General features: G+C 59.7%; 15 protein-coding genes. 13 read left to right on the top strand and 2 right to left on the bottom strand.

Going from position 1 to position 14,765, the window contains the following annotated elements:
- Nucleotides 1-256: 256 nt before the first annotated feature.
- From ccoN to AB4N85_RS04335, 6 genes are all read left to right on the top strand, one after another.
- Nucleotides 257-1,699: a cytochrome-c oxidase, cbb3-type subunit I gene (ccoN, locus tag AB4N85_RS04360; protein ID WP_024012334.1), complete on the top strand. Its 1,443-nt coding sequence runs from the start codon at nt 257-259 to the stop codon at nt 1,697-1,699.
- The gene (gene ccoO / locus AB4N85_RS04355) at nt 1,699-2,307 is read left to right on the top strand and encodes a cytochrome-c oxidase, cbb3-type subunit II (RefSeq protein ID WP_007917161.1); all 609 of its coding nucleotides are present in this window, start codon (nt 1,699-1,701) and stop codon (nt 2,305-2,307) included. Before ccoN ends, ccoO begins: the two co-directional genes overlap by 1 nt.
- Before the next feature lie 5 nt (nt 2,308-2,312).
- Nucleotides 2,313-2,498, top strand: a complete 186-nt coding sequence (locus tag AB4N85_RS04350; RefSeq protein ID WP_016775513.1) for a CcoQ/FixQ family Cbb3-type cytochrome c oxidase assembly chaperone — start codon at nt 2,313-2,315, stop codon at nt 2,496-2,498.
- Complete coding sequence (gene ccoP, locus AB4N85_RS04345) at nt 2,495-3,478, top strand: cytochrome-c oxidase, cbb3-type subunit III (RefSeq protein WP_150635810.1); 984 nt, start codon at nt 2,495-2,497, stop codon at nt 3,476-3,478. The genes AB4N85_RS04350 and ccoP overlap by 4 nt, the downstream gene beginning before the upstream one ends.
- 526 nt (nt 3,479-4,004) lie before the next feature.
- Nucleotides 4,005-4,259 (top strand): type II toxin-antitoxin system Phd/YefM family antitoxin, encoded by a 255-nt coding sequence (locus AB4N85_RS04340; protein WP_056786773.1) that lies wholly within the window; start codon nt 4,005-4,007, stop codon nt 4,257-4,259.
- Nucleotides 4,259-4,678, top strand: coding sequence for a type II toxin-antitoxin system VapC family toxin (locus tag AB4N85_RS04335; RefSeq protein ID WP_252869093.1), 420 nt, complete (start codon nt 4,259-4,261; stop codon nt 4,676-4,678). The genes AB4N85_RS04340 and AB4N85_RS04335 overlap by 1 nt, the downstream gene beginning before the upstream one ends.
- 38 nt (nt 4,679-4,716) lie before the next feature.
- Here AB4N85_RS04335 and AB4N85_RS04330 read toward each other — a convergent pair whose 3' ends face one another.
- Nucleotides 4,717-5,721: a metallophosphoesterase family protein gene (locus tag AB4N85_RS04330; protein ID WP_252869092.1), complete on the bottom strand. Its 1,005-nt coding sequence runs from the start codon at nt 5,719-5,721 to the stop codon at nt 4,717-4,719.
- 483 nt (nt 5,722-6,204) lie between these two features.
- On the opposite strand from AB4N85_RS04330, the gene ccoG reads away from it, so the two are divergent.
- From ccoG to hemN, 6 genes are all read left to right on the top strand, one after another.
- A complete protein-coding gene (ccoG, locus tag AB4N85_RS04325; protein ID WP_073474016.1) occupies nt 6,205-7,620 on the top strand; it encodes a cytochrome c oxidase accessory protein CcoG in 1,416 nt (471 codons plus the stop codon).
- Between the two features lie 13 nt (nt 7,621-7,633).
- Entirely contained in the window at nt 7,634-8,173 is a 540-nt protein-coding gene (locus AB4N85_RS04320; RefSeq protein WP_056784237.1) for a FixH family protein, read from the top strand.
- Nucleotides 8,174-8,386: 213 nt separating this feature from the next.
- Entirely contained in the window at nt 8,387-10,837 is a 2,451-nt protein-coding gene (locus tag AB4N85_RS04315; protein WP_252869091.1) for a heavy metal translocating P-type ATPase, read from the top strand.
- Between the two features lie 23 nt (nt 10,838-10,860).
- The gene (ccoS, locus tag AB4N85_RS04310) at nt 10,861-11,073 is read left to right on the top strand and encodes a cbb3-type cytochrome oxidase assembly protein CcoS (RefSeq protein ID WP_016773869.1); all 213 of its coding nucleotides are present in this window, start codon (nt 10,861-10,863) and stop codon (nt 11,071-11,073) included.
- A complete protein-coding gene (locus AB4N85_RS04305) occupies nt 11,066-11,749 on the top strand; it encodes a sulfite exporter TauE/SafE family protein (RefSeq protein ID WP_016773868.1) in 684 nt (227 codons plus the stop codon). The genes ccoS and AB4N85_RS04305 overlap by 8 nt, the downstream gene beginning before the upstream one ends.
- Before the next feature lie 197 nt (nt 11,750-11,946).
- Nucleotides 11,947-13,329 (top strand): oxygen-independent coproporphyrinogen III oxidase, encoded by a 1,383-nt coding sequence (gene hemN, locus AB4N85_RS04300; protein ID WP_252869090.1) that lies wholly within the window; start codon nt 11,947-11,949, stop codon nt 13,327-13,329.
- Here hemN and AB4N85_RS04295 read toward each other — a convergent pair.
- Complete coding sequence (locus tag AB4N85_RS04295) at nt 13,326-13,808, bottom strand: hypothetical protein (protein WP_016773866.1); 483 nt, start codon at nt 13,806-13,808, stop codon at nt 13,326-13,328. The genes hemN and AB4N85_RS04295 overlap by 4 nt on opposite strands.
- A 154-nt stretch (nt 13,809-13,962) precedes the next feature.
- Here AB4N85_RS04295 and fnr point away from each other — a divergent pair, with 154 nt between their 5' ends.
- The gene (gene fnr / locus AB4N85_RS04290; protein WP_016773865.1) at nt 13,963-14,697 is read left to right on the top strand and encodes a fumarate/nitrate reduction transcriptional regulator Fnr; all 735 of its coding nucleotides are present in this window, start codon (nt 13,963-13,965) and stop codon (nt 14,695-14,697) included.
- The last annotated feature ends 68 nt before the right edge of the window (nt 14,698-14,765 follow it).

The following is a 14,765-nucleotide window of genomic DNA, read 5'->3' as shown; positions in this document are numbered from 1 at the left end:
GCCGATTGCCCGCAATTTCCCGATCACGACCTGTGAACGGGCACCGTTGACGGCGATCAGGATTGCGAGCTTTTTACGCGCACTGCGACATTTTGTCAGAGGCCATTTTTGACCCTACGCGGCGCATGGAAAGGCCGCAGAATCAGCGTTGGAAAGCATTGACCCAGGTCATGGCGCGTTGCAATGACCCCCTGCTTTATACATACTTGCGGCCGATTTTATCCCTATAAAAATACCCAAACCGTGGAACCTTAGAATGAGCACAGCAATCAGTCCGACTGCTTATAACTATAAGGTAGTCCGCCAGTTCGCCATCATGACGGTGGTCTGGGGGATCCTTGGCATGGGGCTCGGTGTCTTCATCGCCTCGCAACTGGTCTGGCCGGAACTGAACTTCGGTCTGCCGTGGACGAGCTTTGGACGCTTGCGCCCGTTGCACACAAACCTGGTGATTTTCGCCTTCGGCGGTTGTGCACTGTTTGCCACTTCCTACTATGTCGTGCAGCGAACCTGCCAGACGCGACTGATTTCCGACAGCCTCGCTGCCTTCACCTTCTGGGGCTGGCAAGCGGTGATCGTCGGCGCAATCATTACCTTGCCGCTGGGTTACACCACCACCAAGGAATACGCCGAGCTGGAATGGCCGATCGCGATTCTGCTGGCAATTGTCTGGGTCACTTACGGTCTGGTGTTCTTCGGCACCATCACCAAGCGCAAAACCAAGCACATCTACGTCGGCAACTGGTTCTACGGCGCGTTCATCGTTGTCACCGCGATGCTGCACATCGTCAACCACATGTCGCTGCCGGTCAGCCTGTTCAAGTCGTATTCGGCTTACTCCGGTGCCACTGACGCGATGATCCAGTGGTGGTATGGCCACAACGCGGTGGGCTTCTTCCTGACCACCGGTTTCCTCGGGATGATGTACTACTTCGTGCCGAAACAGGCCGAACGCCCGATCTATTCCTATCGTCTGTCGATCGTGCACTTCTGGGCGCTGATCACCCTGTACATCTGGGCCGGCCCGCACCACCTGCACTACACCGCCCTGCCGGACTGGGCACAATCGCTGGGCATGGCGATGTCGATAATTCTGCTGGCGCCAAGCTGGGGCGGCATGATCAACGGCATGATGACCCTGTCGGGCGCCTGGCATAAGTTGCGCACCGACCCGATCCTGCGCTTCCTCGTGGTGTCGCTGGCGTTCTACGGCATGTCGACCTTCGAAGGGCCGATGATGGCGATCAAGACCGTCAACTCGCTCTCGCACTACACCGACTGGACCATCGGCCACGTACACGCCGGCGCCCTCGGTTGGGTAGCGATGATCTCGATCGGCGCGATCTACCACATGATCCCGAAACTGTTCGGCCGCGCGCAGATGCACAGCACCGGGCTGATCAATGCGCACTTCTGGCTTGCCACTATCGGCACCGTGCTCTACATCGCGTCGATGTGGGTCAACGGCATCACCCAAGGCCTGATGTGGCGTGCAATCAACGATGACGGCACCCTCACCTACTCGTTCGTCGAAGCGCTGCAGGCCAGCCACCCGGGCTTCATCGTCCGCGCGCTGGGCGGTGCTTTCTTTGCCAGCGGCATGCTGCTGATGGCTTACAACGTGTACCGCACTGTCCGTGCGTCGGATCCGGTTGAAGCCGAAGCCGCCGCCAAGATTGCCGTCGTTGGAGCTCACTGATGAAGCATGAAGCTGTCGAGAAGAATATTGGCCTGCTGGCCTTCTTCATGGTCATCGCCGTCAGCGTCGGTGGCCTGACCCAAATTGTTCCGCTGTTCTTCCAGGACGTCACCAACAAGCCGGTCGAGGGCATGAAGCCACGTTCGGCGCTGGAACTGGAAGGCCGCGACGTCTACATCGCCAACGGTTGTGTCGGCTGCCACTCGCAGATGATCCGCCCGTTCCGCGCTGAAACTGAACGCTATGGCCACTATTCGGTCGCCGGTGAAAGCGTCTGGGACCACCCGTTCCTGTGGGGCTCCAAACGTACCGGCCCGGATCTGGCCCGTGTGGGCGGTCGTTACTCCGATGACTGGCAGCGTGCGCACTTGTACAACCCGCGCAACGTGGTCCCCGAGTCGAAAATGCCGGCTTACCCGTTCCTCGTGGAAAACAAGCTCGACGGCAAGGAAACCGCGAAAAAAATGGAAGTCTTGCGCACCCTCGGCGTGCCGTACACCGACGAAGACATCGCCGGTGCACAGGATGCCGTGAAGGGCAAAACCGAAATGGACGCGCTGGTGGCCTATCTGCAAGGCCTGGGCACCATCATCAAAAGCAAACGGTGAATCTGATGGATATCGGGATGATTCGAGGCCTGGGCACCGTGGTCGTGATGGTGGCCTTCATCGGTCTGGCCTTGTGGGTGTTCAGCCCCAAGCGCAAGTCGGAGTTTGACGACGCGACCATGCTGCCTTTTGCGGATGATCCCGAAGCCATCAAGCACGTCGAGCAAGCTTCTAGGAGTAACAAAGAATGACTACATTCTGGAGTCTGTACGTCACAGTCCTCAGTCTCGGTACGATCTTCGCCCTGACCTGGCTGCTGCTGTCGACCCGCAAGGGCCAACGCAGCGAACAGACGGACGAGACGGTCGGCCACTCCTTCGACGGGATCGAGGAGTACGACAACCCGCTGCCGAAATGGTGGTTCATGCTGTTCGTCGGCACTATCGTGTTCGCTCTGGGCTACCTGGTGCTGTACCCGGGTCTGGGCAACTGGAAAGGTCTGCTGCCGGGCTACAACTATCTGGATACCGAGAAACAGACCGCGTTCGCCAACGGCCAGACTGGCTGGACCGGCGTCCACGAGTGGGAAAAGGAAATGGCCCGTTCGGACGCGCGCTTCGGTCCGATTTTCGCCAAGTTCGCGGCGATGCCGATCGAGGAAGTCGCCAAGGATCCGCAAGCACTGAAGATGGGCGGCCGTCTGTTCGCGTCCAACTGCTCGGTGTGCCACGGTTCCGACGCCAAGGGCGCCTATGGCTTCCCCAACCTGACCGACGCCGACTGGCGCTGGGGCGGTGAGCCGGAAACCATCAAGACCACCATCATGGGCGGCCGCCACGCGGTGATGCCGGCGTGGGCGGAAGTGATCGGTGAGCAAGGCGTGGCCGATGTGGCTGCTTACGTGGTGACCAATCTCGACGGCCGTAAATTGCCGGAAGGCACCAAGGCCGACCCGGCCAACGGCCAGAAACTCTTCGCCGCCAACTGCGTGGCTTGCCACGGCCCTGCCGGCAAAGGCACGCCGGCCATGGGTGCGCCCGACCTGACCCATCCGGGCGCATTCATCTACGGCTCGAGCTTCGCGCAACTGCAGCAGACCATCCGTTACGGTCGTCAGGGCCAGATGCCTGCGCAGGAACAACTGCAGGGCAATGACAAGGTGCACCTGCTGGCGGCGTATGTTTACAGCCTGTCTCACGGTGAAAAAGCACCGGAGGCGAAGGCTGAGTAAGGCCAACGCTTGAAGCAAAAAAGGCCCCGCCAATGGGAATTGGCGGGGCCTTTTTTCATGCTGGCATTCATGATTCGAAACGCTTGCTCAATGGACCTGAGCTGCGATGCACGGTAGGTTTTTTTCGCCCCGATAATCCATATCGGGTCCACTTCAAGGATGAAGCCCAATGTCGAAAGATCACCAAAGCGCACTGCAAAATCAGCCTCAACCCGGCTCTACCCATAGGGCAGGGTTCGAACGAACATCTGTGAAACCGTTACTCGAGGTATCGCAGCAAACCATGAACAGCCCCGGCGACGGTGGCGGACTCGACGGCCTCGGCGGCGGTAGATTGCTCTGACAAGGGCAGCAAAAACACCGAATTTACGCCCTGTATCCAGTGCCTCACGCCTTGGCGGGAGGCGCCTTCGCCGGTGCCCTTATGAAATTGACAAACCGATCGTCCCCGACCTGCCTTTTCGATTGCGGTGAAAACCTCAAAATAGTAACGTTCCTACATCAGAATTTCTGGAGGCCAAACATGATGGCCATCACCACCATTTCCAGCCGCGAGTTCAATCAGGACACCAGTGCAGCCAAAAAAGCCACGCGTCAAGGTCCAGTAATCATTACTGACCGAGGCAGGCCTGCCCACGTATTGCTCAGCATTGAGGAGTACCAGAAACTGACCGGTTGCGAGACCAGCATCGTTGAGCTGCTGGCGATGCCGAATGCGCTTGAAATCGAATTCGAACCCGAGCGCGCTGTAATCACTCCTCGCAGCGTGGACCTTTCCTGATGTTCCTACTGGATACCAATGTAGTTTCCGAGCTGCGGAAAAAACAAGCCGACAGGCATGTGGTGAAATGGGCAAACAGCGTTTCCCCAGCCAGCCTGTATCTATCTGCAATCACTGTGCTGGAACTGGAAACGGGCGCCCTGCGTATCGAACGTCGTGACCCTTCACAAGGCCAGCTGCTGCGCAACTGGCTGGAACATCACGTCAAACCGGCGTTCTCTGGAAGAATCCTGCCTGTCGATACCAGCGTCGCCACCCGGTGCGCACGATTGCATGTTCCCGACCGCAGCAGTGAATGCGACGCCTTGATCGCCGCCACCGCGCTTGTGCACGGGCTTACGCTGGTAACTCGCAACATTGCGGACTTTCAACTCAGCGGCGTCAATCTGATCAACCCATGGATCGCTGCCAATAACTGACTGCTGAACACCCCGCCCTATCACCGGCGGGGCTTTTTTCATGGGCGTTGGGCAAAGATTGAATGCACAACCGTGGTATCGATCAGCGTCCGCTCACGCCACTGGTTGTTCTTCACCAGATAGATCTGCAAATGCTTGCGATCCTCGGTGAAATTCGCAGTCAGGTAGGTTTGCTGAGAGGTGCTTCCGCTGAGATACATGGGGACGCTGCCTTCCCAGTAGGAACTTCCTCCCTCGGTATGCAGGTGGCCGGCGAAAATGGCCGTCACCTGGTACTTGTTGACCATGTCATGGAAACGCTTCTTCTGCTCGGGGCTGCCCTGGTGCCGCAAGGGTTTATGCATATTGATAATGATGGCGTAGCCCGACGCTCGCGCCAGTCGCAGATCGGTCTCGAGCCAGTCCAGTGCGTCGTTGATTTCGAACGTTGTCGGGTTCAACGGATGAGCAATCCGGGTGGTGTAGGTCGGCTCGTTATTAAGCTGAACCATATGCACTTCGCCGATATTTTTCGAATAGGCGAGACTACCGGCATACGTCCTGCTCAGAAAACCGTCAGTGATTTTCAGATCAAAGTTATCGACTTTACCTTCATGATGTTCTTTGAACTCGACAATACTTCCTGCAGCACAGTTATTGGTAAAGCAATCATCAACATTGTTTTCATAGTCGTGATTACCCAAGCCGTAAAGATATTCACCCTTGAAGTGCCTGTTCAGCGAATCCTTCATGAACGAGCGCTGCCAGCCATGACCAAAAGCGGTTATATCGCCATTGATCATCAAAGGAACCTGCGCTTGGGAGCCGTGTAGATTTCTGAATTCGGCAATGCTTGCAAGTTGGGTTTCAATCAGCCATTTCGAGCGCGCCGTGAATTCTGAATCCGATTCGGGCTCGCGGATATCAGTCTTGTCTGTCCACGGATATTGAGTATCCGAAGCAAAGACCATATGTTTCGGCATGCCAGTTGTAGCCTGAGCGGTAATAGCCGAAGCTACCAGACAAGCACCCATAAAGGTGCTCATGAATTTATTCAAAGCCATGCTTGAAATTCCATTTCAATTAATTTTCGGTACGCAAAAGAAGTTTCGCGCGAACAGAACTTATTCGAATACCGCGAAAACTTCAAAGCCTTCACCTACAACAATCGAGTGAATATATTTCAGACCCAACAACTTACAACATACGAATCAATAGAAGCCCGTAGCGTCCGGCCTGAGTTGTCGCCTGGACGAAAACAATCACGGGTGTTATTCAACTTGCGAAATCAACGGCAGTGGCGTGAACAAACAATTGAAAGGATGAACTAGCCACTTTGGCAAAAGCGTCCATACTCAACAAGTCAATTGATCTGCGTCAGGCTTTTGCGCAATCGCTACACCATCCGCATTTTTTACCCAACGCGACCAAAGGTCGCACCCTTGAGCCGGAGCGGCAGGCGTATCATCGCGCTACTGCAACAGCCTTTTTGACCTCGGTTGGCACGTATCGACCGAGGCATTTTTCCACTGCCGTGGGATGCAATGATGAGCAATCAGATTCCGGTACACGACGTCACGCCACCGAGCAAGAACGCGAACAACAGCGTCGATCTTTATGCCTCACGAGAAAAAATCTATACCCGGGCTTTCACCGGCCTGTTCCGCAATCTGCGGATGCTTGGCGGTGCGGCGTTGTTTCTGCTGTATTTCGGCACGGTGTGGCTGAACTGGGGCGGTCATCAGGCGGTGTGGTGGAACCTGCCGGAGCGCAAGTTCTTCATCTTCGGCGCGACTTTCTGGCCACAGGATTTCATCCTGCTCTCGGGCCTGTTGATCATTGCCGCGTTCGGCCTGTTCTTCATCACTGTCTATGCCGGGCGTGTCTGGTGCGGTTATACCTGCCCGCAGAGCGTGTGGACGTGGATTTTCATGTGGTGCGAAAAGGTCACCGAAGGCGACCGCAACCAGCGCATCAAGCTCGACAAGGCGCCGATGAGCGCCAACAAATTCCTGCGCAAACTGGCCAAGCATTCGCTGTGGCTGCTGATCGGTTTTGTCACCGGCATGACCTTTGTCGGCTACTTCTCGCCGATCCGCGAACTGGTCATCGAGTTCTTCACCGGCCAGGCTGATGGCTGGTCGTATTTCTGGGTCGGTTTTTTCACCCTCGCCACGTACGGCAATGCCGGTTGGTTGCGTGAGCAGGTGTGCATCTACATGTGCCCGTATGCGCGCTTCCAGAGCGTGATGTTCGACAAGGACACGCTGATCGTTTCCTACGACCCGCGCCGTGGCGAAAGTCGTGGCCCACGCAAGAAAGGCATCGACTACAAGGCGCTGGGGCTGGGTGACTGCATCGACTGCACGATGTGCGTGCAGGTCTGCCCGACCGGCATCGACATCCGCGATGGCCTGCAGATCGAATGCATCGGCTGCGCGGCGTGCATCGACGCTTGCGACAGCATCATGGACAAGATGGATTACCCGCGCGGGCTGATCAGCTACACCACCGAACACAACCTCTCCGGGCAGAAAACCCATAAACTGCGACCGCGCCTGATCGGCTACGCCGTGGTGCTGCTGGCGATGATCAGCCTGTTGGTCGCCGCGTTCTTCATGCGTTCGCTGGTCGGCTTCGACGTCAGCAAAGACCGCGTGCTGTACCGCGAAAACGCTGAAGGCCGGATCGAGAACGTCTACAGCCTGAAGATCATGAACAAGGATCAGCGCGACCACACTTACCTGCTGCAAGCCGAGGGCCTGCCGGACCTGCGCCTGCAAGGCAAGCGCGAGATCAAGGTTGCCGCCGGGGATATCGTCAGCATGCCGGTCGAATTGTCCAGCGCACCGGAACAACTGCCATCGAGCACCAACGAGGTGAAATTCATCCTCAAGGACGCCGATGACGACAGCGTCCACGTTGAAGCCAAGAGCCGATTCATCGGCCCACAAATCCGTTGAGAGAATTTTGAACATGCCCGCTGCAAACGCCGCAAGTCCCTGGTACAAGCACCTCTGGCCGTGGATCATCATCGCGATTCTGGCCTGCTCGGTGGCCTTGACCCTGTCGATGGTGACCATCGCGGTGAACAACCCGGACAATCTGGTCAACGACAACTATTACGAAGCAGGCAAAGGCATCAACCGTTCACTGGATCGCGAGTTGCTGGCGCAAACCCTGAAGCTGCGTGCAGCGGTGCATCTGGATGATGTGACCGGGGAAGTCGACTTGCGCTTGAACGGTGACAGCCAGCCGCAAACGCTGGAGCTGAACCTGATCTCGCCAACCCAGCCGGAGAAGGATCGCAAGATCGTTCTGACCCGCAGTGGCAGCGAGAGCGGGCGCTACATCGGCCAGTTGAGCGACAAGGTCGAAGGGCGGCGCTTTGTCGAGTTGCTCGGCAGCCAGGACGAGCACGTGTGGCGCATGTTTGAAGAAGAACTGGTCAGTCATGACAAGGAACTGCTGCTGGGTGATGAGCCATTGCAGGGTGCGGAAGATCTGAAGAAGTGAATCAAAATCAAGAGCCCCTCACCCTAGCCCTCTCCCGGAGGGAGAGGGGACTGATCTCGGTTGCTTGGAAGCGGGGCGTATGACAGTGACAATGTCGGCGACTGAAGCCGCTCTTCAGGCTCACATCGATCGGCTCCCTCTCCCTCCGGGAGAGGGCTGGGGTGAGGGCAAGCGAACACTCCCAATGCAAGAGCTCACACCCTCATCAATGCCATGACCACCCCAATCCCCTGCTACCACTGCGCCCTGCCCGTCCCGTCCGGCAGCCGCTTCACCGCCGTCGTCCTCGGGCAGGCCCGCGAGTTCTGCTGCCCGGGCTGTCAGGCGGTAGCCGAAGCCATCGTCGCCGGTGGTCTGGAAAGCTATTACCAGCATCGCAGCGAAGCGTCGGCCAATCCCGAAGCGCTGCCGGTGCAACTGAGCGATGAACTGGCGCTGTACGACCGCGCCGACGTGCAGCAGCCCTTCGTGCGCCACGAAGGCGATCTGGCCGAAACCACCTTGTTGATGGAAGGCATCAGTTGCGCCGCTTGCGGCTGGCTGATCGAGAAACACCTGCGCACCCTGCCCGCCGTCGCCGAAGCGCGGTTGAACCTGTCCAACCATCGCCTGCACGTGTGTTGGGCCGACGCACAATTGCCGCTGAGCCAGATCCTCGCCGAGCTGCGCCAAATCGGTTACGCCGCCCACCCGTACCAGGCCGACCGTGCCAGCGAACAATTGGCCAGCGAGAATCGCCTGGCCCTGCGCCAGCTCGGCGTCGCCGGGTTGCTGTGGTTTCAGGCGATGATGGCGACCATGGCCACCTGGCCGGAATTCAACATCGACCTCAGTCCCGAGCTGCACACGATCCTGCGCTGGGTCGCGCTGTTTCTGACCACACCGATCGTGTTCTACAGCTGCGCGCCGTTCTTCAAAGGCGCAATGCGCGATTTGCGTACCCGCCACCTGACCATGGACGTGTCGGTGTCGCTGGCGATCGGCAGCGCTTACATCGCCGGAATCTGGACGTCGATCACCGGGGTCGGCGAGCTGTACTTCGATGCGGTCGGTATGTTCGCGCTGTTTTTGCTCGCCGGACGCTATCTGGAACGCCGCGCCCGCGAACGCACCGCTGCCGCCACCGCGCAATTGGTCAACCTGTTACCGGCCTCGTGCCTGCGCCTGGATAGCGATGGCCAGAGCGAACGCATCCTGCTCAGCGAGTTGCGCGTAGGCGAGCGGATTCTGGTGCAGCCGGGCTCGATTCTGCCGGCTGACGGCAAGATCATCGATGGCCAGTCGAGCATCGACGAATCGCTGCTCACTGGCGAATACCTGCCACAGCCACGCACGCTCGGTGATGCGGTCACTGCGGGCACGCTCAACGTCGAAGGCGCATTGACCGTGCAAGTGCAGGCGCTGGGACAGGACACGCGTCTCTCCGCGATCGTGCGCCTGCTCGATCGCGCTCAGACGGAGAAACCGCGTCTGGCCGAAATCGCCGACCGCGCCGCGCAATGGTTTTTGCTGCTGTCGCTGATTGCGGCGGCAGTGATCGGCCTGCTGTGGTGGCAGCTGGACTCAGCGCGGGCGTTCTGGATCGTTCTCGCCATGCTGGTGGCGACCTGCCCGTGCGCGCTGTCACTGGCGACGCCGACCGCCCTCACCGCCGCCACCGGTACCCTGCACAAACTCGGCCTGCTGCTGACACGCGGCCATGTGCTGGAAGGCTTGAACCAGATCGACACGGTGATTTTCGACAAGACCGGTACGCTCACCGAAGGCCGCTTGGTGCTGCGCTCGATTCGCCCGCTCGGCAGGCTCGACAGCGAGCAATGCCTGAGCCTTGCCGCTGCGCTGGAAAACCGTTCGGAACACCCGATTGCCCGCGCTTTCGGCCGTGCGCCGCTGGCCGCTGAGGACGTGCACAGCACACCCGGCTTGGGCCTTGAAGGCGTGGTCGGTGAGCAACGCTTGCGCATCGGTCAGGCCGAATTTGCCTGTGCCCTCAGCGGCGCGGCGCTGCCGTCGATGCCCGATGAAGCCGGTCAATGGCTGCTGCTCGCTGACACCCACGGGCCGCTGGCGTGGCTAGTGCTCGATGATCGTCTGCGTGACGACGCTCCCGCCCTGCTCGCGGCCTGCAAAGCGCGGGGCTGGCGCACCTTGCTATTGTCCGGCGACAGTTCGCCGATGGTCGCCAGTGTCGCCGCCGAACTGGGCATCGACGAGGCCCGTGGCGGCTTGCGCCCCGATGACAAACTGCAAGTGCTGCAACAACTGCACAAGGAAGGACGCAAAGTGTTGATGCTTGGTGACGGCGTCAACGACGTGCCGGTGCTGGCTGCGGCCGATATCAGCGTGGCCATGGGCTCGGCCACCGATCTGGCGAAAACCAGCGCCGATGCGGTGTTGCTGTCCAACCGCCTCGACGCCTTGGTACAGGCCTTCGCGCTGGCGCGACGCACGCGCCGGGTAATCATCGAAAACCTGCTGTGGGCAGCGCTGTACAATGGCCTCATGTTGCCGTTCGCCGCCCTCGGCTGGATCACTCCGGTGTGGGCGGCGGTCGGCATGTCGATCAGTTCGCTGACCGTGGTGCTCAACGCCCTGCGCCTGACTCGCCTGCCGAGCGCGCCGGCCGCCGGCAGCCCGACCCAAACCCGCCCGCTGCCGGCCTGAGCCGCGCGGGCCTGGAGTTACCGATGCCAGCTCTCTACGTGATGATTCCCGCTGCCTTGCTCATCGTCGCCATCGCCGTGTACATCTTCTTCTGGGCGGTGGACAGCGGCCAGTACGACGACCTCGACGGCCCGGCACACAGCATCCTTTTTGACGATCAGGACCCCAACCACACCGCCGCGGTGGACGAAGCCAACGCCGGCAAACCGGACGACAAGGTGCCGCCCCATGCTTGAACTGGCGCCCCTGCTGGTCTCGGCGCTGATCCTCGGCCTGCTCGGAGGCGGCCACTGTCTGGGAATGTGCGGCGGCCTGATGGGCGCGCTGACCCTGGCGATTCCCAAGGAGCAGCGCAGCCGGCGCTTTCGTCTGTTGCTGGCGTATAACCTCGGGCGGATTCTCAGTTATGCCACGGCGGGATTGCTCATCGGCCTCGCCGGCTGGGCAGTCGCCAACAGCCCGGCGGCGCTGTTCATGCGCGTACTGGCCGGGTTGCTGCTGATTGCCATGGGCTTGTACCTGGCCGGTTGGTGGAGCGGGCTCACCCGTATCGAAGCGCTCGGGCGTGGCTTGTGGCGCTTCATTCAACCGCTGGCGAATCGCTTGCTGCCGGTTTCCAGCCTGCCCCGCGCCTTGCTGCTCGGTGCGCTGTGGGGCTGGCTGCCGTGCGGGCTGGTTTACAGCACCTTGCTGTGGAGCGCGAGTCAGGGCAATGCGCTGGACAGTGCGTTGCTGATGCTCGCTTTCGGCCTCGGCACCTGGCCGGTGCTGCTCGCCACCGGGCTGGCGGCTGAACGGGTCACCGCGATCCTGCGCAAACGCAGCGTGCGCATGGCGGGTGGCTTGCTGGTGATCCTGTTTGGCCTGTGGACCCTTCCCGGCCCGCATCAGCATTGGCTCATGGGCCATTAAATGTGTGGGGCGGCCTTCGCGAGCAGGCTCGCTCCCACAGGTCTTGAGTACGCTGCAAATCCAATGTGGGAGCGAGCCTGCTCGCGAAGACGCCCGCACGAACAACACAAATCCTCGCCGTTGATGCAAATCAAGATGCCCTGTAACGCCCTCCCCTAGACTCGCCACACTGCCAGCCTATCCGGGGGAATGCCCGCATGCTCGACGCCATTCGTTGGGACTCTGATCTGATCCGCCGCTACGATCTGGCGGGGCCACGCTACACCTCGTACCCGACCGCCGTGCAATTTCACGGTCAGGTCGGCACTTTCGACCTTTTCCACGCCCTGCGCGACAGCCGCAAGGCGCAGCGGCCGCTGTCGCTGTACGTGCATGTGCCGTTCTGCGCGAACATTTGCTACTACTGCGCCTGCAACAAGGTCATCACCAAGGATCGCGGCCGTGCGCAGCCTTATCTGCAACGGCTCGAGCAGGAAATCCAGTTGATTGCCTGCCACCTCGACCCGGCGCAAACCGTCGAGCAACTGCATTTCGGTGGCGGCACACCGACATTTCTCAGCCACGACGAGTTGCGTCAGTTGATGGCGCACCTGCGCAAGCATTTCAATCTGCTCAACGATGACTCGGGCGATTACGGCATCGAAATCGACCCGCGCGAGGCTGACTGGTCGACCATGGGCCTGCTGCGCGAACTGGGTTTCAATCGGGTCAGCATTGGCCTGCAAGACCTTGACCCGGCGGTGCAGCGTGCGGTCAATCGCCTGCAAAGTCTGGAAGAAACCCGCGCGGTGATCGATGCGGCGCGAACCCTGCAATTTCGCTCGATCAACATCGATCTGATCTACGGCCTGCCGAAGCAGACGCCCGACAATTTCGCCCGCACCGTCGAGGAAGTGATCAGTCTGCAACCGGATCGCCTCTCGGTATTCAACTACGCACACCTGCCAGAACGCTTCATGCCGCAACGGCGGATCAACAGTCTCGACTTGCCGAGCCCTGCGCACAAACTGGAGATGCTCCAGCGCACCATCGAGCAACTGACCGCTGCCGGCTACCGCTACATCGGCATGGATCACTTCGCCCTGCCCGATGACGAGTTGGCGATCGCTCAGGAAGAACACACCCTGCAGCGCAACTTTCAGGGCTATACCACCCACGGCCATTGCGACCTGATTGGTCTGGGGGTGTCGGCGATCAGCCAGATCGGCGATTTGTACTGCCAGAACAACAGCGACCTCACTGCCTATCAGAACAGCCTGGACAGCGCGCAGCTGGCGACCAGTCGCGGCCTGGTGTGCAACGCCGACGACCGCTTGCGCCGCGCAGTGATTCAGCAACTGATCTGCAATTTCAAACTTGAATTCGCCGAGATCGAGCAGCAGTTCAACATCGATTTCCAGGGCTATTTCGGCGCGCTGTGGCCGCAGTTGCAAGGTATGGCCGAGGATGGCCTGATCAGGCTTGAGCGCGAGCGCATCGAGGTGTTGCCGGCGGGTCGATTGCTGGTTCGCTCGGTGTGCATGGTCTTCGATGCGTACCTGGAGCAGCAGAACCGCCAGCGTTTCTCCCGAGTGATTTAAGGCTTGGTCAGCAACGAGCCGACCTTGAGGTTCTGGTCAGGATTGAGCGCCGACTGGTTCATGACCTTCGACAAGGAAAGGTTGGCGGTGATCAGGCCGCTGTTGAGGGCGGCGATGGCGCCACGTAATGCGGCGAGCTTGTTGATCTTTTCCTCGTTGGAGAGGGTTCTGTCTGACATGACCGCCGCCATGCGCGCTTTTTTCTCGATGATTTCTTTTTGGATCTTGCGAATCATCTTCAGCAACTGCTGGATGTTCTCCGGCAAGCCACTGTTGTCGATGTCACTGTTTTCGCCGCCGACAGCGGCGGATTTGGCGATGGCCGCGCCGGACAGCGACACTTTGACGCCCTCGACCAAGGTCGGGGTTGCCGTATTCGACAAGGCGTCGTCGCGGTCGATTGCAGCGTCGGGACCGGTTACCTCCGGCGAAGCAGCAATGCCGCTGCTACCGGGGCTTAGCGTGCCAATGGCGGTCATCGGGGCCTTCCTTGGATGAGTACTGATAGTGGGTTATCGGCCGGCGGTGCTGCGGCTTTATGTCTGTAGGACAACGCCGCCGCGTGCTGGCCTGAATGTCCTCCCGTGGGTTACCCTTACGGCTTATGTGTGTTTTCCCACAAGGATTGAAGAAATGTCCGAGCCAGTCAAACTGCGCGCTCACAACCAGGCCCACTGCAAGGATTGCAGCCTGGCCCCGCTCTGCCTGCCACTTTCTCTGAATCTGGAAGACATGGATGCGCTCGACGAAATCGTTAAACGCGGCCGCCCGCTGAAGAAGGGCGAGTTCCTGTTCCGCCAGGGCGACACCTTTGATTCCGTTTATGCAGTCCGCTCCGGCGCGCTGAAGACCTTCAGCCTGAGCGATGCCGGCGAAGAGCAACTGACCGGCTTCCACCTGCCAAGCGAACTGGTTGGCCTGTCGGGCATGGACACCGAAAAACACCCGGTCTCGGCCCAGGCGCTGGAAACCACTTCGGTCTGCGAAATTCCCTTCGAACGCCTCGACGAACTCGCGCTGCAATTGCCACAACTGCGCCGCCAGTTGATGCGGGTGATGAGCCGCGAGATCCGCGACGACCAGCAAATGATGTTGCTGCTGTCGAAGAAGACCGCTGACGAGCGCATCGCTACTTTTCTGGTCAACCTGTCGGCACGTTTCCGTGCTCGCGGCTTCTCGGCCAATCAGTTCCGTCTGAGCATGTCGCGCAATGAGATCGGTAACTACCTGGGCCTGGCGGTGGAAACCGTGTCGCGGGTGTTCACCCGTTTCCAGCAGAACGAATTGATCGCCGCCGAGGGCAAAGAGATTCACATCCTCGACCCGATCCAGCTGTGTGCGCTGGCCGGCGGCTCGATCGAAGGCTGATCACGACCCGCGGTTGAGCGAATCGTTTCAGCCGCGGGTATACTGCGCCGTTTGCAGCCCTGCCAGGA

It is taken from the genome of Pseudomonas sp. H1_G08 (assembly GCF_054681355.1).
Note: the sequence above shows the minus strand (reverse complement) of the source record. Positions and strands in the feature narration are given on the sequence as shown.

What these genes read in the sequence shown, in the direction of transcription:
- ccoO (WP_007917161.1), top strand. Translation starts at nt 1,699, where the DNA reads ATGAAGCATGAAGCTGTCGAGAAGAATATTGGCCTGCTGGCCTTCTTC.
- AB4N85_RS04350 (WP_016775513.1), top strand. Translation starts at nt 2,313, where the DNA reads ATGGATATCGGGATGATTCGAGGCCTGGGCACCGTGGTCGTGATGGTG.
- AB4N85_RS04340 (WP_056786773.1), top strand. Translation starts at nt 4,005, where the DNA reads ATGGCCATCACCACCATTTCCAGCCGCGAGTTCAATCAGGACACCAGT.
- ccoG (WP_073474016.1), top strand. Translation starts at nt 6,205, where the DNA reads ATGAGCAATCAGATTCCGGTACACGACGTCACGCCACCGAGCAAGAAC.
- fnr (WP_016773865.1), top strand. Translation starts at nt 13,963, where the DNA reads ATGTCCGAGCCAGTCAAACTGCGCGCTCACAACCAGGCCCACTGCAAG.
- AB4N85_RS04320 (WP_056784237.1), top strand. Translation starts at nt 7,634, where the DNA reads ATGCCCGCTGCAAACGCCGCAAGTCCCTGGTACAAGCACCTCTGGCCG.
- AB4N85_RS04315 (WP_252869091.1), top strand. Translation starts at nt 8,387, where the DNA reads ATGACCACCCCAATCCCCTGCTACCACTGCGCCCTGCCCGTCCCGTCC.
- ccoP (WP_150635810.1), top strand. Translation starts at nt 2,495, where the DNA reads ATGACTACATTCTGGAGTCTGTACGTCACAGTCCTCAGTCTCGGTACG.
- AB4N85_RS04295 (WP_016773866.1), bottom strand. Translation starts at nt 13,808, where the DNA reads ATGACCGCCATTGGCACGCTAAGCCCCGGTAGCAGCGGCATTGCTGCT.
- AB4N85_RS04335 (WP_252869093.1), top strand. Translation starts at nt 4,259, where the DNA reads ATGTTCCTACTGGATACCAATGTAGTTTCCGAGCTGCGGAAAAAACAA.
- AB4N85_RS04305 (WP_016773868.1), top strand. Translation starts at nt 11,066, where the DNA reads ATGCTTGAACTGGCGCCCCTGCTGGTCTCGGCGCTGATCCTCGGCCTG.
- AB4N85_RS04330 (WP_252869092.1), bottom strand. Translation starts at nt 5,721, where the DNA reads ATGGCTTTGAATAAATTCATGAGCACCTTTATGGGTGCTTGTCTGGTA.
- ccoS (WP_016773869.1), top strand. Translation starts at nt 10,861, where the DNA reads ATGCCAGCTCTCTACGTGATGATTCCCGCTGCCTTGCTCATCGTCGCC.
- hemN (WP_252869090.1), top strand. Translation starts at nt 11,947, where the DNA reads ATGCTCGACGCCATTCGTTGGGACTCTGATCTGATCCGCCGCTACGAT.
- ccoN (WP_024012334.1), top strand. Translation starts at nt 257, where the DNA reads ATGAGCACAGCAATCAGTCCGACTGCTTATAACTATAAGGTAGTCCGC.